The organism is Planctomonas psychrotolerans, assembly GCF_008642235.1.
Classification (GTDB): domain Bacteria; phylum Actinomycetota; class Actinomycetes; order Actinomycetales; family Microbacteriaceae; genus Planctomonas; species Planctomonas psychrotolerans.
The window spans coordinates 1,993,393-2,013,859 of the sequence record NZ_SJEV01000001.1; the positions used below are offsets into that span (position 1 = coordinate 1,993,393).

Sequence of the window (20,467 nt, forward strand, 5' to 3'; positions counted from 1 at the left end):
CGGGTCGGCGGCCTGACTCAGCCGACCATAGGCGACCATTCTGGAGAAAGGCTAGACCTTGGCCGCCTTGAGCATGTACCCGAACCCGCGCTTGGTCTGGATGACGGGCTCGCTCGAGTGCGCATCCAGCTTGCGGCGGAGGTAGGAGATGTAGGACTCGACGATCCCGGCGTCGCCGTTGAAGTCGTACTCCCACACGTGATCGAGGATCTGCGCCTTGGACAGCACCCGGTTGGGGTTCAGCATCAGATAGCGCAGCAGCTTGAACTCGGTGGGGCTCAGCTCGATGGACTCGGAGCCGATGAGCACCTCGTGGGTGTCCTGGTCCATCGTGAGCTCGCCCGCCCGGATGATGGCTTCCTCGTCGGCGTGCATCGTGCGCCGGAGGATCGCCTTGATGCGGGCCACGATCTCGTCGAGGCTGAACGGCTTGGTCACGTAGTCGTCACCACCCACCGTGAGGCCGGTGATCTTGTCCTCGGTGTCGTCCTTCGCGGTGAGGAAGAGGATCGGTGCCGTGTACCCGGCGGCGCGGAGGCGCTTGGTGACGCCGAAGCCGTTGATGTCGGGCAGCATGACGTCGAGGATGATGAGGTCGGGCTCTTCTTCGAGAACCGCGGAGATCGCCTGCGCTCCGTTGCTGACCGCTCGCACCGCGAAGCCGGCGAAACGCAGGCTGGTGGTGAGCAGGTCGCGGATGTTGGGCTCGTCGTCGACAATGAGGATCTTGGGGCCGTCAGTCATGGCTCCAGTATCTGCGGGTTCGCTGGAAGGTTTCTGGGAGCTCGTTGGGTTCGCCGCCGCCTCGATCAGGCGGCGGCGTCCAGGCTGTGCGAGTCGAGGATGGTGTAGCTGTAGCCCTGTTCGGCCAGGAAGCGCTGCCGGTTCTGCGCGAAGTCCTGATCGACCGTGTCGCGCGAGACGAGCGTGTAGAAGTTCGCGGAGAGCCCGGACTCCTTGGGGCGCAGCAGGCGGCCGAGACGCTGGGCCTCCTCCTGGCGCGACCCGAACGACCCTGACACCTGAATGGCGACGGTGGCCTCCGGGAGGTCCACCGAGAAGTTGGCGACCTTGCTCACGACCAGCACGTTCTCCTCCCCGTCGCGGAACGCCTGATAGAGGCGTTCCCGCTCGTCGACGGGGGTGGCTCCGGTGAGCTTCGGCGCCTTCAGGTCGTCGGCGAGTTCGTCGATCTGGTCGAGGTACTGGCCGATGACGAGGATGCGTTCGCCGGAGTGCCGGTCGACGAGGGAACGCACCACGTCGAGCTTGGCCGGCGCCGTGGCGGCCAGCCGATATCGGTCGTCGTCGGCCGCGGCCGCGTAGCGGAGCCGCTCGTGCTGGGGGAGGTCGATGCGCACTTCGAAGCACGCCGCGGGGGAGATGAAGCCCTGCGCCTCGATCTCCTTCCACGGGGCGTCGAAGCGCTTGGGGCCGATGAGGCTGAACACGTCGCCCTCGCGCCCGTCCTCGCGCACGAGGGTGGCGGTCAGTCCGAGTCGCCGACGGGCCTGGAGGTCCGCGGTGAGCTTGAACACCGGGGCGGGCAGAAGGTGGACCTCGTCGTAGATCACGAGTCCCCAATCCATGGCGTCGAGAAGGGCGAGGTGCGCGTACTCGCCCTTCCGCTTGGCGGTGAGGATCTGGTACGTCGCGATCGTGACCGGTCGCACCTCCTTCACCTGGCCGGAGTACTCGCCGATGTCGTCGTCGGTGAGGCTCGTGCGCTTCAGCAACTCGGCGCGCCACTGCCGGGCCGACACCGTGTTCGTCACGAGGATGAGGGTGCTGGTCTTCGCGCTCGCCATCGCACCGGCGCCGACGAGCGTCTTCCCGGCGCCGCAGGGGAGGACCACCACGCCGGATCCGCCGTCGAAGAAATTGTCGATGGCCTTCTGCTGGTATCCGCGCAACGCCCAGCCGGCCTCGTCCAGGTCGATCGGGTGGGGTGTCCCCGGCGTGTAGCCGGCGAGGTCCTCGGCGGGCCAGCCGAGCCGCACCAGCTCCTGCTTGAGCTGCCCGCGCGCCCAGGCCTGCACGGTGAACGAGGTGTCGCTGGCCCGCCCGGTGAGGAGCGGGGTGATCCGCCGTGCGCCGGAGACCTCGGTGAGAACGGCGATGTCATCGCTGCTGAGGAGGAGGGTGCCCTCGTCGTCCCGCTCGATGACGAGGCGACCGTATCGACCGACCGTCTCGGTGATGTCGACCGCGACGGTCTGGGGCGTCGGGAACTTGGCGTAGCGGTCGAGGGTGGCGAGCATGTCATCGGCGGTGTGGCCGGCCGCTCGCGCATTCCACAGACCGAGCCGGGTGATCCGATAGGTGTGGATGTGTTCCGGCGCCCGCTCCAGCTCGGCGAACACCGCCAGGTCGTGGCGCGCATCCTCGGCGGCCGGGTGGGCCACCTCGAGCAGAACGGTGCGATCGCTTTGGATGATGAGGGGACCGTCTGGCACGGCGAACAGTGTAATCCGCCCCGCTGTCCATGCGTCGGTGCGCTGTCCCGCTCAGCGCGGGTCGGGAGCGAGGATCGCCGTGATGCTCGACAGGGGCAGCGTGCGTTCGATGTCCGCCCGGCGGTCCCGGGCCCGGAGGCGTCCGCCCGACAGTCCGGTCGGCTCCAGCAGGTAGTCGAACTCGGCACCGTTCGGCATGGCGACCCGTACCGTGAGGGCGATGCGGTTGCGGATGGCGAGGTCGAGCTGACGGGCGACCCAGTCGCTCGTCGTCGATTCGACGCTCGTCGAGGTGTCCGCCACCAGGCGAGCGACCAGTGCCTCCAGCGGATCGTTCCCCGCGGGGATCGAGGCCCGACCCACCCGACCTCGGGTGAGCAGGAGGATCCGGCCCTCCGCATCCTCGGCCGCCGCCGGATACCGCGCGTCGGTGAGCGCCCAGAAGACGACATCGCGATCGAAGCGCGACTCGAGGCGGTTCGCCGTCACCCGCGACAGGCCGACGGCAGACAGTCTCGTGTCCACCTCGAGGGGTGCGAGCGCCTCGGGGTCATCGGACCAGACGTAGCTCCGTGCGCCCTCGCCACCGGCGGGGCCTCGCGGGTCGGCGTCGGTGCCGCCCACGCGGAGCAGCCCGTGACGGGAGGCGACGTCCTGGATCAGGTAATCGAGGGGCTGGGGAATGCCGGTGAGGGAGACCCCGCGGAGGAAGTCGAGCAGTGACTCGGCGCTCTCCCCGCTCGTGATCGCCCGGGTGAGGCTCGCGGCGGAGACGCGGTAGGTGGCCGCGAGGGCGCGGCTCTCGACGTCGGCCATGGTGCGCAGCCGCGCATCGAGCGCGGGTGCCAGCGGTCCGGGCGAGACGATGGAGAGGTCGTGCTGCACGTACACCCTCTCGACCTCCGCGGGCAGCATCCCGGCGATGGAGGCGGCCGCCTCGGCGGCGCCGGACTCGAGGAGCGCGGAGCCCGGCGTGCTGGGGCCGGAGTGCGCGGCGAGGCCCAGGAATTCGGCATCCCGGACGACGTCGTCGACGCGGCCTTGGAGCCACTCCCCGCCCATCGGGTAGTCCCAGTTCACGAACGCGAGCAGTCCGTCACCCCAGCGCGCCCGGGAGCGGGCGCGCAGGATGCCGCGGATGTCGGCGGGCAGCGCATCCAGCCACGCCTCGGCGAGCGTGGTCCACCGGGAGACCGACGAGTCGAGCAACCACGCGGTGCTCGCCTCGGTGACCAGCCACGACGAGGACTCGAGGACGACGAGACCCGCGCGTTCGGCGATCGACACGACGGCGGGCACGTCGTCGAGGTCGAGCGACATGGCCCCCGCGAGGCGCTTGCTGTCGGGCAGGGCGAGACCACCCCTGCTGAGCTCGCGCGCCGGCTGCTCGGCGAGCTCGGCGAGGAGCTCGGCGACCGCCGCCACCGTGGCGAACGCTCGCTCGGCCGCAAGTTGATCGGTCGTCGACCCCGGCTCGAGGTCCACGCGGTCGAGGGATGCCGGCGGGCGCTCCCCGGCGAGGGTCGCCTCGTCGGGGAGCCCCTTGGCAGGCCAGGCGGCGAAGGCCTCGACCACGGCGTCGTAGGGGACGATGGTCGCGTCGGCGTCAGCACTACCCGCGTCGGCATCCGCGTGGGTGTCGGCGTCGATCAAGAGGAGTGCCCGCGCACCCAGCACCGACTCGGCGATGCTGGCGACTGACGGAGGGGTATCGGAGAACGTGGCGATGCGCTCGGCGATCGACGCGGCGGTGGGCCGCGCTCCGGTGGACGCGAGGTGCGCCGCGCTGCTGAGAACGCTGAGCGGGGCGCGGCTCAGTCGGGCGAGCGCCCGCGAGATGGCCCCCTGGTCGAGGAGCGCCTCGGCGAGATCGAAGTAGTCGGAGATGCCCGTGACCGAGACTTCTCGCAGGCGAAGCGCGGCCAGCAGCTCGTGCTCCGGCATTCCGCGAAGGCGTGTGGCGAGGGCGAGGAGAGTGCTCATCGGCTCCACCCGTCCGTGCGGGTCAGCGGGCACTCCGACGGTTGTCCCGGCTGCGTCGGCTCCACGACACGATGAGCAGAGCGATCAGCAGGGCGAGCCCGAGACTGAGACCCGGCAGAGGCAGGACGATCACGACGGGCCACACCCCGCGACTGAATCCGTCGTCATTTCCGGCGCCGAGGGCGGTGCCGACGATGATGGCCAGGATGGCTGCCAGCGATGCCCCGACGAGGGTGAGCGACATGAATGCGAGGATGCGCTCGCTACGATGGACGGTTCGGGGGGAGTCGCTGGGCATTCGTCAAGGATACGACCACCCCGCCAGCGCAACGGCTAATAAACTGGTCATCGCTTGGTTCGCGCACCACATTCGAAAGAGGTCGAGATGCCCACCGGCAAGGTCAAGTTTTATGACGACGACAAGGGCTTCGGCTTCATCAGCTCCGATGACGGCCAGGAGGTCTTCCTGCACGCGTCTGCGCTTCCGGCCGGCACCTCGGCAGTGAAGCCCGGTACCCGACTCGAGTTCGGTGTGGTGGCCGGCAAGCGTGGCGTGCAGGCGCTCTCGGTGCGGATCCTCGATGCTCCGCCCAGCCTCGCCAAGATGTCCCGCAAGCCCGCCGACGACATGGCCATCATCGTGGAGGACCTCGTGAAGCTCCTCGACGGGATCGGAACCAACCTGAAGCGCGGGCGCTACCCCGACAGCACCCACGGTGCGAAGATCGCCGCCGTGCTGCGCAAGGTCGCGGACGAGCTGGATGCCTGACGTCTCCCTCGACGACCTGCCCGAGGGCTCCGTCGACATCGCCCGAACCGCCCTGCTGGACATCACTCCCGCGGACACGGTGGGCGACTCGGCCACAGCGGTGGCCGAGGAGGGGAACGCGTATTCCGTGCGCTTCCCCTGCCTCCTGTCGGGCTACCCCGGATGGAACTGGAACGTGACGCTGGCCAGCATCGGCGACGGAACACCTCCGTCGGTGCTCGAGGTGGACATGCTCCCGGGCGAGGACGCCCTGCTCGCGCCGGACTGGGTGCCGTGGTCCGATCGGCTCGCCGACTACAACACGGCGCAGGAGCTCGCCGAGCAGGAGGCGCTGCGCGCCGCATCCGGTGAGGACGACGACGAGTCCGATGACGATGACGATGACGATGACGAGTCGGACGACGACGACGACGATGACGATGACGAGTCGGACGACGACGACGATGACGAGTCGGACGATGACGACGACGACGACGATGAGGACGAGTCGGACGACGAAGATTCCGACGACGATGACGACATCGAAGATCCGACCGACCTGACCGACGACATCGACGACGTCCTCGACGGGGTCACCTTCGAGGACGATGACGACGCGCCGGGGGACGACGCGACGCCGGAGAACGATGACGCGTCGGAGGACGACGCGGCGTCGGACGCAACCGTCGCCGACGACGCGGCCGGGAGCGAGCGGTCGTAACGCTCGCCGCCGCTGATCCTCCGGGTCAGCTCCCGGCGTTCACCACGTGCTCGATGGCTCCGATGAGGGCCCGCACGTCGGCCGGGTCGATCGCGGCGAACGTGGCGACGCGCAGCTGATTGCGGCCCAGCTTGCGGTACGGCTCCGTGTCGACGATCCCGTTGGCGCGCAACGCCGACGCGACGGCGGAGGCGTCGATCGTGTCGTCGAAGTCGATGGTGACCACCACCTGCGAGCGGTGCGCGGGATCGGCGACGAAGGGCGCCGCGTACTCCACCGACTCCGCCCAGTCGTAGAGCGCGCTGGACGACTCGAGCGTGCGGGCCGCGGCGAACGAGAGGCCGCCGGAGGCGTTCAGCCAGTCGAGCTGGGCCTCGAGCAGCAGAAGGGTCGAGAGAGCCGGCGTGTTGAGCGTCTGATTCAGCCGCGAGTTGTCCACCGCGTTCTTCAGGCTGAGGAACTCGGGAATGTACCGGTCGCTCGCGGCGATCCGTTCCACCCGTTCGAGAGCGGCGGGGGAGAAGAGGGCGAACCACAGGCCGCCGTCGGAGGCGAGGTTCTTCTGCGGCGCGAAGTAGTACACGTCGCACTCCGCGGCGTCGAAGTCGATCCCACCGGCGGCGCTCGTTCCGTCGATCACGGTGAGCGCGCCCGGATCGCCGGTCACGCGGGTGACCGGCGCCATCACGCCGGTCGAGGTCTCGTTGTGCGGCCACGCGTAGACGTCGACGCCCGCCACCGCGGCGGGTTCGCTTCGCGACCCGGCAACGGCCTTCCGCACGTCGGGCGCCTCGAGGAACGGCGCGCTCGCGGCGGAGGCGAACTTCTGGCCGAACTCACCGAACACCAGGTTCTGACTGCGGCGCTCGATGAGCGAATGGGTGGCCGCATCCCAGAACGCGGTGGATCCGCCGTTGCCGAGCACGATCTCGTACCCCTCCGGTGCGCGGAGCAGATCGGCGAGGCCGGCCCGCACCCTGCCCACGAGATCCTTCACCGGCGCCTGGCGGTGCGAGGTGCCGAGGATGTCCCGATGGCGCAGCAGATGATCGAGCTGCTCGTCGCGGATCTTCGACGGACCGCAGCCGAATCGGCCGTCGGCGGGCAGGAGGGACGAAGGGATCGATTCGGCAGGCATGCACGAATACTAGCGATCCGCGTCCCCGCTCCGTCCGGGCCCGGAGCGCGCAGCCAGTAGAGTTGACGCCGGTAAGCACGCAGGGAGGCAACTGTGACGGATCTGGTCGATACGACGGAGATGTACCTGCGGACCATCCTCGACCTCGAGGAAGAGAACATCGTCCCGCTCCGGGCACGCATCTCCGAGCGACTCGGCCACTCCGGACCCACCGTCTCGCAGACCGTCGCCCGCATGGAACGCGACGGCCTGGTCATCGTCTCCGGCGATCGGCACCTCGAACTCACGCCCGCCGGCCGCAGCAAGGCCATTCATGTCATGCGCAAGCACCGTCTCGCGGAGCGTCTGCTCAGCGACATCATCGGCCTCGAGTGGGAGTACGTGCACGACGAGGCCTGCCGCTGGGAGCACGTGATGAGCGAGCAGGTGGAGCGCAAGATCCTCGATCTGCTCGGACACCCGACGGAATCGCCCTACGGCAACCCGATCCCCGGGCTCGACGAACTCGGCGACTCGCCCGCCGTGGCGTTCATGAGCGGTGTGGTCGGACTCGTGCCCGCGGTGGCGGCGTCGACCCAGCCGATCACGGGCGAGGTTCGTCGCCTCGGTGAGCCGGTGCAGTTCGATCCGGAACTACTGCTGCAGCTCAAGCAGGCCGGCGTGGTGCCCGGTGCCCGTGCCCGCTTCTCCGCCGCTGGATCGTACGTTCTGGTGGAGGTCGACGGGTTCGACACCGGTCTTGAACTGCCCACCGAAGTGGCGAGCCACATCTTCATCACAGCCTGACCCGTTACCAATTCGTTAGCAATGTCCTCCTTCAGGATGACAAATCGGTAACGGTCCCGTACTCTCGAACGAGCCCGACCGACCGAACTCACCGGCCACAGGGTCCGAAGCAAGACGTCTCCACTTCCCGTCTCTTGCATCGCTTCTCAGAACAGTCATGTTTTGGACGGGACAATGCCGCGTGCGGCGTTGAGGCGCTGGAGGCCCTAACTTGATACTTGGTGACACCATCGGTTCGTCCCAGAACCACGCCAACCCGAATCTGACGTCAGATGTCCCACCCCTTCCGCACCTCGCCAGCCGGCGGGAGCTGCACTCCGTCGCCCGCCCGGCCTTCGTGCCCACGGTGGAGCTCACGCCGTCGGTCGAGGTGCTCCGCGCCCAGCAGGCACTGACCGGTTCTCTGGCGGTGACCCCGCACGCGATAGCTGCCGCGAAGAAGCGCAAGCTCAAGCGCACCGCCGCCAACGCGGTCGTCATGACGTTCGTGAGCGGCCTGATCGGCGTCCTGGCGCTCCCGGCCTACGCGGCGGGCCCCGCCGAGACCATCGCCCAGGCCCCCGCCTCCCTCTCCACCATCACCGCCAGCAACGCCCAGACTCTCGCGGTGACCAACGCCGTCGCGCCGAGCGTGACCCGCGACACCTTCTCTGCGACCAGCCTCGCCGAGATCCAGGCGCGGGAGGCGGAGGAGGCCCGCATCGCCGCCGAGGCCGCTGCCCAGGCCGCCGCTCAGGCGGCGGCTGCCCAGGCCGCCGCCGCAGCAGCAGCCTCCGCGGCCTCCACTCAGTCGGCCACCGCCACCAGCCGCCGCGCAGAGATCGCGACCACCGACAGCACGTACTCCGGCCCCACGGCCGACGCGCTGGTGGCCGCCGCACCGTACGCCAGCTCCAGCCCGTCCCAGGTGGCCGCCGTCGCCATGCAGTACCAGGGCGTGCCCTACCGCCTCGGCGGCGCGACGCCCGCCGGCTTCGACTGCTCCGGACTCGTCATGTACGTGTACGCGCAGTTCGGTGTGAGCCTGCCGCACGGCGTCCGCGGCCAGGCCGCGTCCGGCACACGCATCTCGCGCGCCGAGGCGCAGCCCGGCGACCTCGTGATCTGGAACAACCACAGCCACAACGGCATCTACCTCGGGAACGGCAACTTCATCGACGCGCCGCGCCCCGGCAAGAGCGTCATCGCGCGGCCGATCTGGTCGCAGGACGTCTACTTCGTCCGCATCGCGATGTAGCGGAATGCCTCGCACGCGCATCCGCCGCGCCAGTCCTCGGAGGGGGAGTGGTGCGGCGGATGCACGTTACGGCCGGTTCTGGGTTACCCTGTCCTCCTGACACTCATGTGAGATCCCGGGAGCGCGACATGGACTCGGTTCGAACCATCCCAACCACGGATGTGCGCGGCCACCTCGTCTATCGCCACTGTGCCCAAGGGCACAGCTCACAAACATGTCTGAGCATCATTCCGCTCAGGTAGGCATCGTCGTTCGCGGCGGTGCCTTTTTGTTTGCCCGGATCCCATTCGAGTGCCGGAACGCATCGACTGCCTGGAAGCCGTCCAGGCCGGTTCGAAAGGGAGAGTCATGCGAACACTGGTGCTGAACGCCGGCTACGAGCCACTGTCCATCGTGTCGTTCAAGCGCGCGCTCGTGCTGGTGCTCGAGGGTAAGGCGACCGTGCTGGCGAGCGACGAGGGCAATCCGATCTGGAGCGCATCGGGCGCCTGGGATCGACCGGCCGTCATCATCCTCCGCCGCTACGTGCGCATTCCGAACGGTCGCGCGGTACCGGTGTCCCGGCGCGGCGTGCTGCGGCGCGACGGCAACCGTTGCGCGTACTGCGGCAGTGCCGCGAGCACGATCGACCACGTCGTTCCGCGCTCGCGCGGGGGAGCGGACACCTGGGAGAACCTCGTCGCGTGCTGCCTGCGCTGCAACAACCTGAAGAGCGACCGCACTCCCGTGGAGATGGGCTGGATGCTCCGCAGCGTGCCGAAGCCGCCGCATGGTGCGACGTGGATCGTGAAGGGAATGGAGCGCGGGCTGCCGCAGTGGAACGAGTTCCTCATGCCCGCCGCCTGAGAAGTGCGGTTGCGGCGGTGTGCGCCGCGACGGTGCGTCGGGTGTGCGGGCGGGCGGTGTGCGGTGTGCGGTGTGCGGTGTCGGGTTCAGGTGTCCGTCCGTCTCTGTGCCGTCGGTCTGTAGGTCGATACCCCGTGCATCGAGCGCGGACGGGCCGATCGGTCGTTGTGCGGATCCGTCCTTCGTAGACTGGTCGCGACGACCGTCGACGAACAGGGGGACTTCCTAGATGGCCAGCATTCCCGCGACGCGTGACGTGGTTCGGGCCGTGTGGACGAATTCGGCGCCGGACTATGCGGCGGTGCACGACGCAGAGGATGCCGCGGCTGTGCTGACCGGCCTCCTCCGGGCCGCCCTGAAGATGCTGACCTACCGCCGGTTGGCGGGCACGCCGTCCGCCATTTCGTTGGTGTCGGGGGACGCCGACGAGTACGCGCGGTATCCCGCGGCGGGGCCCCGCACGGCCGACACGGCGGTGCTGCTGTCGCACGCGATCGCCGCCACCGCGGAGGCTGCTGCTCAGCACGCCGAGCTCACCGGCTCGGAGCCGCCGCTCCGGGCGCTTCGGATCGTCGTGCGATCGTCGGGCGCGCAGTCGGTCGTGCACCGACTCGACCTCGACCCGGAGAGCCCCGGCGGTGCGAGTTGGTACGGACCCTACGATCCGGAGTTGTTCGCGGAGGTGGCGACAGGATTCGCCCTGCTGGTGACCCACCTCGTCGCGAACGTTTTCGACGATGACGACGGTCGCGAGACCTTCGAAGAGTCGCTGGAGTGGATCGACTGACCCGGCTCCCCGCGGTCCCCGACCCTGTCGAGGGGATGCCGACCCGGCACGGTCCCTGAGCTTGTCGAAGGGACGTAAGCCGTCTCGGTCCCTGAGCTTGTCGAAGGGACGCAAGCCGACACGGTCCCTGAGCCTGTCGAAGGACGCAAGCCGACACGGTCCCTCAGCCTGTCGAAGGACGCAAGCCGACACGGTCCCTCAGCCTGTCGAAGGGACGCAACCCCTCACGGTCCCCGAGCCCATCGAAGGGACACAAGCCGGCACGGTTCCTGAGCTTGTCGAAGGGACACACCCGTCACGGTCCCAGAGCCCGTCGAAGGGACGCACCCCGTTCTCGACCCACCTGTGGACAAGAACTTATCCCCATTCGCACCCACCTCTTGAGACACGTGTTCGATTGTGGGACAATAGGTGGTATGGACCTCCTCTCCACCCGACTCCGCACCGCAGCGGACGCAGTCGCCGTCCTCGGTGACTGCGCGGCCGACGTCGCGGTGCTGCAGGACGGGGAGTTGCGGGGTGCGCAGGACCGGGTGACCGTGTTGCGCCAGTGCGTGGACCGGTACGCGGCCTTCATCGCGGGCGAGATCGCACACCGGTCCCGACCGGAGGCGGGGCATGGTGGGATGGCGCAGAGCGCAGGTTTCGTGTCGCCGGAGGCGATGATCCAGTCGATCGGCAAGCTGTCCCGTCCCGAAGCGGTCAAGCTCGTGCAGTTGGGCACGATCATCGCCGAAACAGAAGCCGCCGAGAGCCTCACCGCAGGAACAGTGGGCGCCGCGGAAGAGGGTGGTGCTGGGGATGACGCGTCGACCGGGCCCGCGATTCCTTTCGCGTCGTTGGCGCCGCCGTGGCAGGCACCACTCGTCGCTGCGTTGGCCGAAGGCGTGTTGTCGTCGGATTGCTTCCACGCAATCCAGCGCTCACTCGGCGACGTTAGCCCCGGCATCCCGGCTGCGGGACTCACCGCCGCGTGCGAGGAGCTCCTCGAGTCCGCGGCGGGGTTGAGTCCGGACCAGTTGTTCCGGAAGGCACTGCACCTCCGCGACGAGCTCGACCGTGACGGCATCGACCGGCGCGAGAAGCAACGCCGCGACGACCGGACGCTGCGCACCTGGTGGGACGGTGCCGGCATGTACTGCGGGAAGTTCCGCCTCGCACCCGAAGAAGGCACCATCCTCGCCGGCGCCATCGACCAAATCCTCTCCCCACGCCGGGGCGGCCCGCGGATGGTCGACCCGGAAGAAAAGGCCGCCGCCGACGCGCTCCTGAACGACGGACGCACCACGGAGCAGATCGCCGCCGATGCGCTCGTCGACATGATCCGCGTCGCCGTCGACGCGGACCCCGGCACCATCTTCGGCACTCACCGCCCCGCCGTGAGGGTCATCGTCACCGACGCTGACCTCCACAACGGTGCCGGTCACGGGCGGATCGAGGGTCACCCCGACCCGGTGTCGTTCCGCACGGTGGAACGGCACCTCTGCGACACCGGAGCAATAGCCGTCGGGTTCGACGACACCGGGCAGTGCGTGAACGTGGGACGGGCCCGCCGGTTCTTCACCCCGAGGCAGCGCGTCGGAATGGCCGTTCGGGACGGCGGGTGCCTGTTCCCGTCGTGCGACCGGCCACCGTCCTGGTGCGAAGCCCACCACATCAACCAGTGGAAGAAAGAACACGGAAGAACAGACATCGCCGACGGGGTACTCCTCTGCCGAAGACACCACCTCCTCCTCCACGACAACCACTGGAAGGTCCTCCGCCACGACGGCGACTACTGGCTCAAACCACCCGCGGCCATCGACCCGACACAGACGTTGATCCCGATGCCCAGCCGAAACCCCGACATACACACCGTCCGAACGCGACAGCGAAGAGCACGGCAACGCACATGACGACGATGAGAAGTGAACGTCAGCAGCGGGCCATCACCGGCGGGGCATCAGCGACCACCGTCCGCAGCAGGGCACCACCCCGCCCGTCGAGATCGAGCCACCATCGCTCGTGGCGGCGATCCGCCGCCGGCGCCGGGACGGGGGAAGGGGGTTAGGCGGCGCGACCCGTCAGCTCGGCGCGCAACGGCCAGTCCTGGCCATCGAGGATGAACTGCGCACTCATCCCGGTGGACGCGTTGACGACGATCGGCGCCATCAGGTTCACGGTGGTTCCCGACTCGCCGGCGTTGGCGACGACGAGCACGAAGGCGTCCTCGGCGGCCGTCACGTCGAGCGCCGCACACTGCTCGTCGGTGATCTCGGGCGTGTAGTGGGGCAGGTGGATACCGGCATCGAGCACGAAGAGGCGGGTCGCCGCATCGTCCGCCGCCTGAAGCGCATAAAGACCGTCGGCGCCGACGATCTCATCGAGCGAGAAGTCGACGAGCGGCGAGAGACCGGGAGGAGGAGTGACGAAGGTCAGCGAGGCGCTCAGGGCACTCAGGGCGCTCGGCGTCGCGCTCATCGGAGGAAGTCCATCAGGGTCGGCTGCAGCACACGGGCAGTGACGGCGAGCGCAGACTGGTAGGTGACCTCCTGCAGCTTGAGGTCGAGGATGACGCTCCCGAGATCGACATCCTCGATGCTCGACCGTTGCGCCTCCAGTGATCCCGACAATTTCATGAGCGCCTCCTCGGCGTGCTGTATTTGCGCATGACGTACACCGACGTCCGCGTGGTTTCCGAGAATCGCCGTGAGGCGGTCGTCGAGGCCCGAGAGGTGCGAGCCGACGTTCGTTCCCGATTGTAGGTCCCGCACGATGGTGTCGACGAGGGCGAAGACCGACGACGTGCCCGTGCCGAAGACGGCGGCACCATCGGCGTCGACCCGCACGGTGGAGTTCTCGCCGATGCGGCGCTGCACCGCACTGTCCGATCCGGTGAAGACGACCCCGCCCGGCGCGGTGGCATCGGGAACGAAGGCCGCCCCGGCATCCGAGTTGCCCGCGAACACCGACCGGCCGAGGTAGGACGCATTGGCCTGCGTGAGCAGTTCCTTGCGCAGCGACGTGAGCTCCGTGGCGATCGACTCCTTCGCCGAGGGGGAGAGGGCACCGTCGTTCGCGCCCTGGACGGTAAGGTCGCGAACCCGGCCGAGGATCCGCTCGGTCTCGACGAGGGCGGAATCCGCGACGGTCAGCCACCCGTTGCCGTTGTCGACATTGCGTTCGTACTGGCCGACCGCGCGCTGCTGGGCACGGATGCGCAGCGAGTCGCCCGTGCCGGCCGGATCGTCGGACGGGCGGGAGATGGCCTTCTGCGACGACGCCTGCTCCTGCAGAATGGCGAGCCGCTGCATGTTGGTCTGCAGATTGCGCTGCGCGGCCGAGCTCAGGGTCGTGTTGGTGACGCGGGCGATCATGACTACCTTCCGACGATTCCGGTGCGGTTGATGAGGGTGTCCAGCATCTCGTCCACGGCGGTCATCACGCGGGCGGCGCCCTGGTAGGCGTGCTGGAAGGTCAGCATGGTCACGTTCTCCTCGTCGAGGTCGACGGCGGTCGCGCTCTGCTGCGCGTTCTTGGCGGAGATCGATGCGAGGTCGGTGAGCTGAGAGAAGTGCAGTTCGGACCGGGTGGTGACACCGGTGGCCGTCACGAAGGCGGCCCACCGCGCGTCCGGCGCGGTCGTCGTGCGACCGAGCTGCGAGATCGCGTCGGCGACGGAGCCGTCGGATCCGCCCGCGCCCGGGGTGCCCACCGCGATCGCGGCGACCGCGGTGGCGGCGACCCGGAGGCCCTCCGCGGGGGGACGCCCCGCGACGAACGAGAAGAAGTCGAGTCCGGAAGGCGTCGCCGATCCGGGGGTGGCGCCGACGCGGTGCACCGCATTCACCTGCGCCGCGAGGTCGGTGGCGAGCGCGTTGTAGGTGGCGGCCGCCTCGGCCAGCACACCGCCCGTGCCCGTGCCCGTGGCGGGGGCGAGAACCGACAGCGTCCCGGCAATCGAACCGCTGTCGAGGGGAACGGGTGCACCGGGTCGGTGCGCCCACTCGAGCGACACGGGCGCGGATCCCGTGCCGGTCAGAGCGGGGGCACCGGTCACGCGGACCGGGCGGAACGTGTCGCCGCTGACGAGGGCGTTGCCGCCCAGCAGGACGTCGACGGTGCCGTCCGGAAGCTGACGCACGGTCCCGCCGGCCAGCGAGGCGATGCTCTCGGTGAGGGAACCGCGCAGGTCGAGCAGTTCGTTCGCCGTGCCGCCCGACGCCAGCACGGCGCGGATGCGGCCGTTCAGGTCGGCGACCATGGAGGCGGCGTCGTTCAGTTCGGTGGCCATTGCGTCGACTCGCGACCGCGACTGCGCCCACTGGTTCTCGACCTGGGCGTGGCCGCCGGCGATCTCGCTGGCCAGCACGCCCGCCCGGCCGAGCAGCGCGGCAGCGGGCGCCGCCTCACCTGGACGGTTGGCGACATCCTGCCACGCACCCCAGAACTCCTGCAGCTGGGTGGACAGTCCGTTCTCTCCGGGCTCGGCGAACGACGTCTCGAGGGTGCTCAGGACCGAGGCCCGCACGGACTGGTACCCGGCGGCGGCGCTCGACCCGCGCACCTGCGCGTCGAGATGCAGGTCGCCGAGCCGGGCGATGGCGTCCACCGAGACCCCCTGGCCCACGCGCACGCCGGCCGAGAAGAGGCCGACCGTGGCGGCCGGACCGATGGAGGACGTGGCCACCCGTTGGCGGGTGTAGCCCTCCGTGGTGGCGTTGGAGATGTTCTGCCCCACGACATCGAGACCGGCGCGCGCCGCGACGAGGCCGCGATACGCGGTGTTCAATCCACTGAACGTGCTCATGGTCGCTCCTACAGGCTTCGGTCGAACAGGCGGCCACCGACCGCCGCCACGTCGGACGAACCGAAGGCGTCGTAGGTGACCGGGTCGGGGTGCACGCCGGCCAGGGTCTCCTGGGTCGACCGCGCGGCCGTGCGGAGGAACTGTTCGTTCTGGTCCCGCAGCTGCTTGATGGTGTCGGTGAGCTCCGTCATGGAGCGGAGGTGGGCGGCGAAGATGTCGGACCACGGTCCGGGAGGCGCCGAGGCGACGAGATCCCGCAGCGGCGCGTCCTCGGCCGTACCCCATTCCCGCGCGAGGGTGGAGACCTGCACGGAGCGGGCGAGGCCGGCGTTGCGGAGTCGCTGAAGCACCTGCTCCACCTCGCGGGTCGCGTGCTCGATCCACCGGGACTTGCCGGCGGTCAGCAGGAGTTGCTCCTCCTCGAGCTTGAATACGAGCAGCTCGAGCAGCTCACGTTCCTGCCACAGCAGAGCTGACAGTTCGTTTGCGCCCACGATGAATGTTCTCCAGAATTCGGCGGGTCCGGACCGGCGATCGGGGGAAGACCGATGCGGAGGAACTCGATGCGAGGGGGCGGAATCGTCCGCCTTCAGGACGCACTATCGGCAGAGGAAGCCCCTCGGTAAGGGGGATCCGCGAATTCGATGCGGATAAGGGCGCGATTCGTGTCCCTAAGAGTGGGGGGTACTGAACCCCCGTTGTGGGGGCGGCGCGAACGCCACAGCGGAACGGGCCGTTGTTAGCGTGATGGAGCAGGCGAGAACACCACTCGCGGGGGGCGAATCGATTCGGATTCGCACTGCATTTGTTTCCGGGGGGAAATCGCATGAACCGTGTCGAGCGCAACAGGACCGTCGTGGAGAATCTGCCGCTGGTCGGCTACCTCGTCTCGGAGGTGTGCGCCCGCGCGACGCACCTGTCCCGGGACGACCTCGCCTCGGTCGGCGCCATCGCGCTGATCAACGCCGCCGAGTCGTTCGACCCCGCCCTCGGTGTGCCGTTCGGTGCCTACGCTCGCAAGCGCATCGTGGGCGCCTTCGCCGACGACATGCGCTCCGGCGACTGGGCGACCCGCTCCATCCGCCGCCGCATCAAGGAGACCCTGTCGGTGCAGGAGACACTGACCGGCGCCCTGAAGCGCACGCCGACCGTCGACGAGATCGCGGCCGCGCTCGGCACGGACCGGGAGTCCGCGGTGACCGCGCTGGCGGATGCGAGCCGCACCGTCACGAACCTCGACGACCCCGCCGCGGAGTTCATCGTCGCCGACATCGCCCTGCCGGAGGAGACGGCCCTGGCCGCGGAGAAGCTCCGCTACCTCCGCGCGTCGGTCGAGGCCCTGCCCGAGAAGATGCGGTACCTCATCACCGCGATCTACTTCGAGGACCGCTCGGTCAAGGAACTGGCCGACGAGCTCGGCACCACCCACTCGGCGGTGTCCCAGCAGCGCGCCGAGGCGATCCGCCTCATCCGAGACGGCATGGGGACGCACTACTCCGACAGCAGTGAGACGGAGTACGTGCCCGAGTCGCGCACCGCGCCGGCGCGCCGCAACGCCTACCTCTCCCGCGTGGCCGAGACGGCCGTCGCTTTCGGCCGCCCGACCCGCCCCGCGTTCGCGGACATCCGCATCGCATCCTGAACCTCGGGCGATCCGGGGGAAAAAAACTTCACCGGATTGCTTACGGACCTCTCGGACCTGCCGATAGGTAACAGTGTCAGCCCACGGATGGGCAGACAGCACCACCACCCAACATCACGGAGGAATACATCATGGGTATGCAGATCAACACCAACATCGCGGCGAACAACTCGTACCGCAACCTGACCAACACGCAGAACGACCTGTCCAAGTCGCTGGAGAAGCTGTCCAGCGGTCTCCGCATCAACCGCGCAGCGGATGACGCGGCCGGCCTGGCGATCTCGGAAGGCCTCAAGTCGCAGGTCAACGGCCTCTCGGTCGCCGGCCGCAACGCCCAGGACGGCATCAGCGTCATCCAGACCGCTGAAGGCTCCCTGACCGAGGTTCACTCCATCCTGCAGCGCGTGCGTGACCTCGCTGTTCAGTCGGGCAACGACTCGAACAACGCGGACTCCCGTGCGGCGATCGCCACCGAGGTCACGGCTCTCGGCGCTGAGCTCACCCGTATCGGTGAGTCGACCAACTTCAACGGCATCAACCTGCTGGACTCCGGTGCCGCGGCCACCCCGCTGAAGTTCCAGGTCGGCGCCGGCTCCACCGCCGCTGACCAGATCGAGGTCAAGCTCACCGACGTCACCGCCATCGGCACGACCGTTTCCGGTCTCGCCGCTGCTGGCTTCGCCGATGCTGCTGCCTCGCTCACGACGATCGCGGCGCTCGACACCGAGATCAAGGCCGTGTCGACCTCGCGCTCCGAGCTCGGTGCCAGCCAGAACCGTTTCGAGAGCGTCGTGCGCAACATCGCCGTGTCGAAGGAGAACCTGTCCGCCGCCGGCTCGCGCATCCGCGACACGGACATGGCCGAGGAAATGGTCAAGTTCACGCGGGCGAACATCCTGTCGCAGGCCGGTACGTCGATGCTCGCTCAGGCGAACCAGTCCAACCAGGGCGTGCTCTCGCTCCTCCGCTAACCCGGAGAGGGCACGGTCGACCGGGCTCGTTCCCGGGTCCCGGTGGTGAGCGATCACCACCGGGACTCCGCACCGGCTGGGTGCGGTGCTGGACGCCAGCACCGCACCCAGTTTTTTCTCTTCCCGCCGAGCCTCCTACCCGAGAGAACCCATCATGTCGCTCGCGATCGACGGACTGATCAGTGGTCTGAACACCACCCAGATGATCGACTCGCTCATGAAGATCGAGGCCATCCCGCAGACCCTGCTGAAGAACAAGGTCGCCACGTCGCAGAACTTCGTCTCCTCGCTGCAGACCCTGAACACGCGCGTCGCGGCGCTCACCGAGCTCGCGGCGAAGACCGCGAAGCCGGTGGCCTTCGAGCTGTACACGAGCACGAGCAGTTCGGATGCGGTCACGCTGACCACCGGCGCCGGGGTCGCCCCCGGGCGACTCGACATCCTGGTCGACAGTCTCGCCACGGCGCAGACGTCGGTGACCGAACCCCTCACCGTATGGCCGGACTCACCGCCCGCCCTCACCATCGTGCGCGCAGACGGCACCAGCACCGAGATCACGCCGAAGTCGTCATCCCTCGACGACGTGGTGAGCGCGTTGAACGCGGCGGACACCGGCGTGGTCGCCTCGAAGATCGCGGTCGGTGCCGACGGCTTCCGCATCCAGTTGACGGCGAAGGCGAGCGGTGCCGACGCCGCGTTCACGGTGCATCGCGGCACCGCGGCCGGCGTGGCCGACGGCACCGCCCCCGTACTTCCCACCACCACCATCTCGACCGGAACCGACGCGTCGCTGAAGCTCTGGGCGGGAACCGCCGCGGAACAGACCATCACCTCGTCGAGCAACACCTTTCCCGATCTTCTTCCCGGCGTGACCGCCACCCTCACCGCGAAGCCTCCTGCCGCCGTCTCGATCACCGTGCAGAAGGACGACGCGAAGGTGAGCGAGGTCGCCGCGAGTCTCGTGAAGAGCGTCAACGATGTGTTCTCGTTCATCGACGCGCAATCCAAGGTGTCGACCAGCACCGGATCCACCGGCTCGACCACCGTGACGAGCGGGCTCCTCGCGGGCGACGGCACCGTGCGCACCGTCGACCAGCAGTTGCTCGCCGCGGCGTCCAGGCCCATCGGCGGCCGTTCGCCGTCGGAGCTCGGCATCACGCTCACGAAGACCGGCACCATGGAGTTCGACAGCGCCAAGTTCGCTGCGGCCCACGCCAAGGACCCCGCCGGCACCGAGGCCTTCGTGCACACCCTTGCCGACCGCATCTCCGCGGTGGGGAAGGGCATCTCCGACAAATACGACGGGGTGCTGACCGGCAAGATCACCGGACAACAGAAGTCCGTCCGTGTGCTGGGCGAGCAGGTCGAGGGCTGGGACCGGCGGCTCGACTCGCGCCGGACCATCCTCGAGCGCACCTACGCGGCACTCGAGGTCTCGCTCAGCAAGCTCAACTCCCAGTCCTCCTGGCTCTCCGGCCAGCTCTCATCACTGTCCACAGGAAGCTCCTCATGACCATGACGGCGGGCGCACTCGCGCAACGATCCCAGTACAACCGCGACGCGGTGCTCTCGGCGACCCCGGTGCGACTGCTCACGATGCTCTACGACCGGCTGCTGCTCGATCTCGGGCGCGCCGAATCCGCGCAGGTCGACGGGCGCTGGGGATACGCGTCGGAGAATCTCGTGCACGCGCAGGCGATCGTCGCCGAACTGATGTCGTCGCTCAAGGTCGAGCTGTGGGAGGGCGGTGAGGGGTTGTTCGCGCTGTACACCTACGTGTCGACCGCTCTCATCAATGCCAACATCCACCGTGACGTGGCGCTCACCCGGGAGAGCATCGCCCTCCTCGAGCCGCTGCGTCAGGCGTGGCACGAGGCGGCCGGGCAACTGCCCGCGCAGGCACCGGTTCGCATGGGCGGAGCGCTCGGAATTGGCTGAGTCGGAGCAGAACCGCGCTGGATGGCTAGAGGCGCTCGAGGTGCTGGAGGCCTACGTGTTCGAGGAGGACCTCGCCCGGGCGAACGGTGCGGATCCGAGCAGCGACTGGGTGGCACCCGCCAACCTCGGTCCGCTCCCCGCCGACCTCATCGATCGTGCGACCCGTCTCCTGTCCGCGCAGCGCGAGCGGATGGCCGCCCTGGACTCGTCGCGACGATCCGCCGGCCGCCACCTCGCCGCCGTGCGCTCCATCGCGACGCCTCCCACCGACCAGTCGGTGTACCTCGACGTCACGGGTTGATGCCGCCGGACATTTTTCCTCACCCGACTAACGCCGCCACGGAACCGGCCGATAGGGAGTAACGAGCACGGATTGCTCGATACCAGGCCACGGATCGGCCGCTTGTCCCTCCTGCGAAATCGGG

Annotated in this window: 21 protein-coding genes; 12 read left to right on the forward strand and 9 right to left on the reverse strand. The window is 68.7% G+C overall.

Going from position 1 to position 20,467, the window contains the following annotated elements:
- Positions 1 to 51 precede the first annotated feature (51 nt).
- From EY822_RS09175 to EY822_RS09190, 4 genes are all read right to left on the reverse strand, one after another.
- Positions 52 to 744, reverse strand: a complete 693-nt coding sequence (locus EY822_RS09175) for a response regulator transcription factor (protein WP_150307993.1) — start codon at positions 742 to 744, stop codon at positions 52 to 54.
- Between the two features lie 65 nt (positions 745 to 809).
- Complete coding sequence (locus EY822_RS09180; RefSeq protein ID WP_150307994.1) at positions 810 to 2,456, reverse strand: DNA repair helicase XPB; 1,647 nt, start codon at positions 2,454 to 2,456, stop codon at positions 810 to 812.
- Positions 2,457 to 2,507: 51 nt separating this feature from the next.
- Positions 2,508 to 4,439: a helicase-associated domain-containing protein gene (locus EY822_RS09185; RefSeq protein ID WP_150307995.1), complete on the reverse strand. Its 1,932-nt coding sequence runs from the start codon at positions 4,437 to 4,439 to the stop codon at positions 2,508 to 2,510.
- A 22-nt stretch (positions 4,440 to 4,461) separates the two neighbouring features.
- On the reverse strand, positions 4,462 to 4,737 hold the full coding sequence (locus tag EY822_RS09190; RefSeq protein ID WP_150307996.1) for a multidrug ABC transporter ATPase: 276 nt from the start codon (positions 4,735 to 4,737) through the stop codon (positions 4,462 to 4,464).
- Positions 4,738 to 4,824: 87 nt separating this feature from the next.
- On the opposite strand from EY822_RS09190, the gene EY822_RS09195 reads away from it, so the two are divergent.
- Positions 4,825 to 5,208 carry a cold-shock protein gene (locus tag EY822_RS09195; protein WP_150307997.1) on the forward strand — a complete coding sequence of 128 codons (384 nt, stop codon included), beginning with the start codon at positions 4,825 to 4,827 and terminating at the stop codon, positions 5,206 to 5,208.
- Complete coding sequence (locus EY822_RS09200; protein ID WP_150307998.1) at positions 5,201 to 5,908, forward strand: DUF3027 domain-containing protein; 708 nt, start codon at positions 5,201 to 5,203, stop codon at positions 5,906 to 5,908. Before EY822_RS09195 ends, EY822_RS09200 begins: the two co-directional genes overlap by 8 nt.
- Before the next feature lie 25 nt (positions 5,909 to 5,933).
- Here EY822_RS09200 and serC read toward each other — a convergent pair whose 3' ends face one another.
- Positions 5,934 to 7,046, reverse strand: coding sequence for a phosphoserine transaminase (serC, locus tag EY822_RS09205; protein ID WP_150307999.1), 1,113 nt, complete (start codon positions 7,044 to 7,046; stop codon positions 5,934 to 5,936).
- Positions 7,047 to 7,139: 93 nt separating this feature from the next.
- Here serC and EY822_RS09210 point away from each other — a divergent pair, with 93 nt between their 5' ends.
- From EY822_RS09210 to EY822_RS09230, 5 genes are all read left to right on the forward strand, one after another.
- On the forward strand, positions 7,140 to 7,832 hold the full coding sequence (locus tag EY822_RS09210) for a metal-dependent transcriptional regulator (protein ID WP_150308000.1): 693 nt from the start codon (positions 7,140 to 7,142) through the stop codon (positions 7,830 to 7,832).
- Positions 7,833 to 8,043: 211 nt separating this feature from the next.
- Complete coding sequence (locus EY822_RS09215; protein WP_150308001.1) at positions 8,044 to 9,069, forward strand: C40 family peptidase; 1,026 nt, start codon at positions 8,044 to 8,046, stop codon at positions 9,067 to 9,069.
- Between the two features lie 348 nt (positions 9,070 to 9,417).
- Complete coding sequence (locus EY822_RS09220) at positions 9,418 to 9,915, forward strand: HNH endonuclease (RefSeq protein WP_150308002.1); 498 nt, start codon at positions 9,418 to 9,420, stop codon at positions 9,913 to 9,915.
- A gap of 229 nt (positions 9,916 to 10,144) precedes the next feature.
- Complete coding sequence (locus EY822_RS09225; RefSeq protein ID WP_150308003.1) at positions 10,145 to 10,702, forward strand: hypothetical protein; 558 nt, start codon at positions 10,145 to 10,147, stop codon at positions 10,700 to 10,702.
- Between the two features lie 416 nt (positions 10,703 to 11,118).
- Entirely contained in the window at positions 11,119 to 12,597 is a 1,479-nt protein-coding gene (locus tag EY822_RS09230; protein WP_150308004.1) for a DUF222 domain-containing protein, read from the forward strand.
- Between the two features lie 151 nt (positions 12,598 to 12,748).
- On the opposite strand, the gene EY822_RS09235 is transcribed toward EY822_RS09230, so the two are convergent.
- The 4 genes from EY822_RS09235 to EY822_RS09250 are packed head-to-tail and all read right to left on the reverse strand — an operon-like array spanning position 12,749 to position 15,985.
- A complete protein-coding gene (locus EY822_RS09235; protein ID WP_227497157.1) occupies positions 12,749 to 13,162 on the reverse strand; it encodes a flagellar assembly protein FliW in 414 nt (137 codons plus the stop codon).
- Positions 13,159 to 14,058 carry a flagellar hook-associated protein FlgL gene (flgL, locus tag EY822_RS09240; protein WP_150308005.1) on the reverse strand — a complete coding sequence of 300 codons (900 nt, stop codon included), beginning with the start codon at positions 14,056 to 14,058 and terminating at the stop codon, positions 13,159 to 13,161. Before flgL ends, EY822_RS09235 begins: the two co-directional genes overlap by 4 nt.
- Before the next feature lie 2 nt (positions 14,059 to 14,060).
- Entirely contained in the window at positions 14,061 to 15,491 is a 1,431-nt protein-coding gene (gene flgK, locus EY822_RS09245) for a flagellar hook-associated protein FlgK (RefSeq protein WP_150308006.1), read from the reverse strand.
- An 8-nt stretch (positions 15,492 to 15,499) separates the two neighbouring features.
- Positions 15,500 to 15,985, reverse strand: coding sequence for a flagellar protein FlgN (locus EY822_RS09250; protein ID WP_150308007.1), 486 nt, complete (start codon positions 15,983 to 15,985; stop codon positions 15,500 to 15,502).
- 332 nt (positions 15,986 to 16,317) lie between these two features.
- Between EY822_RS09250 and EY822_RS09255 the strand changes: the two genes are divergently transcribed.
- From EY822_RS09255 to EY822_RS09275, 5 genes are all read left to right on the forward strand, one after another.
- The gene (locus EY822_RS09255; RefSeq protein ID WP_150308008.1) at positions 16,318 to 17,133 is read left to right on the forward strand and encodes a sigma-70 family RNA polymerase sigma factor; all 816 of its coding nucleotides are present in this window, start codon (positions 16,318 to 16,320) and stop codon (positions 17,131 to 17,133) included.
- 131 nt (positions 17,134 to 17,264) lie between these two features.
- Positions 17,265 to 18,104 carry a flagellin N-terminal helical domain-containing protein gene (locus EY822_RS09260; protein ID WP_227497158.1) on the forward strand — a complete coding sequence of 280 codons (840 nt, stop codon included), beginning with the start codon at positions 17,265 to 17,267 and terminating at the stop codon, positions 18,102 to 18,104.
- A 154-nt stretch (positions 18,105 to 18,258) separates the two neighbouring features.
- On the forward strand, positions 18,259 to 19,617 hold the full coding sequence (fliD, locus tag EY822_RS09265) for a flagellar filament capping protein FliD (RefSeq protein WP_150308009.1): 1,359 nt from the start codon (positions 18,259 to 18,261) through the stop codon (positions 19,615 to 19,617).
- Positions 19,614 to 20,042, forward strand: coding sequence for a flagellar export chaperone FliS (gene fliS, locus EY822_RS09270; protein ID WP_319803471.1), 429 nt, complete (start codon positions 19,614 to 19,616; stop codon positions 20,040 to 20,042). The genes fliD and fliS overlap by 4 nt, the downstream gene beginning before the upstream one ends.
- Entirely contained in the window at positions 20,035 to 20,343 is a 309-nt protein-coding gene (locus EY822_RS09275; protein ID WP_150308010.1) for a hypothetical protein, read from the forward strand. Before fliS ends, EY822_RS09275 begins: the two co-directional genes overlap by 8 nt.
- The last annotated feature ends 124 nt before the right edge of the window (positions 20,344 to 20,467 follow it).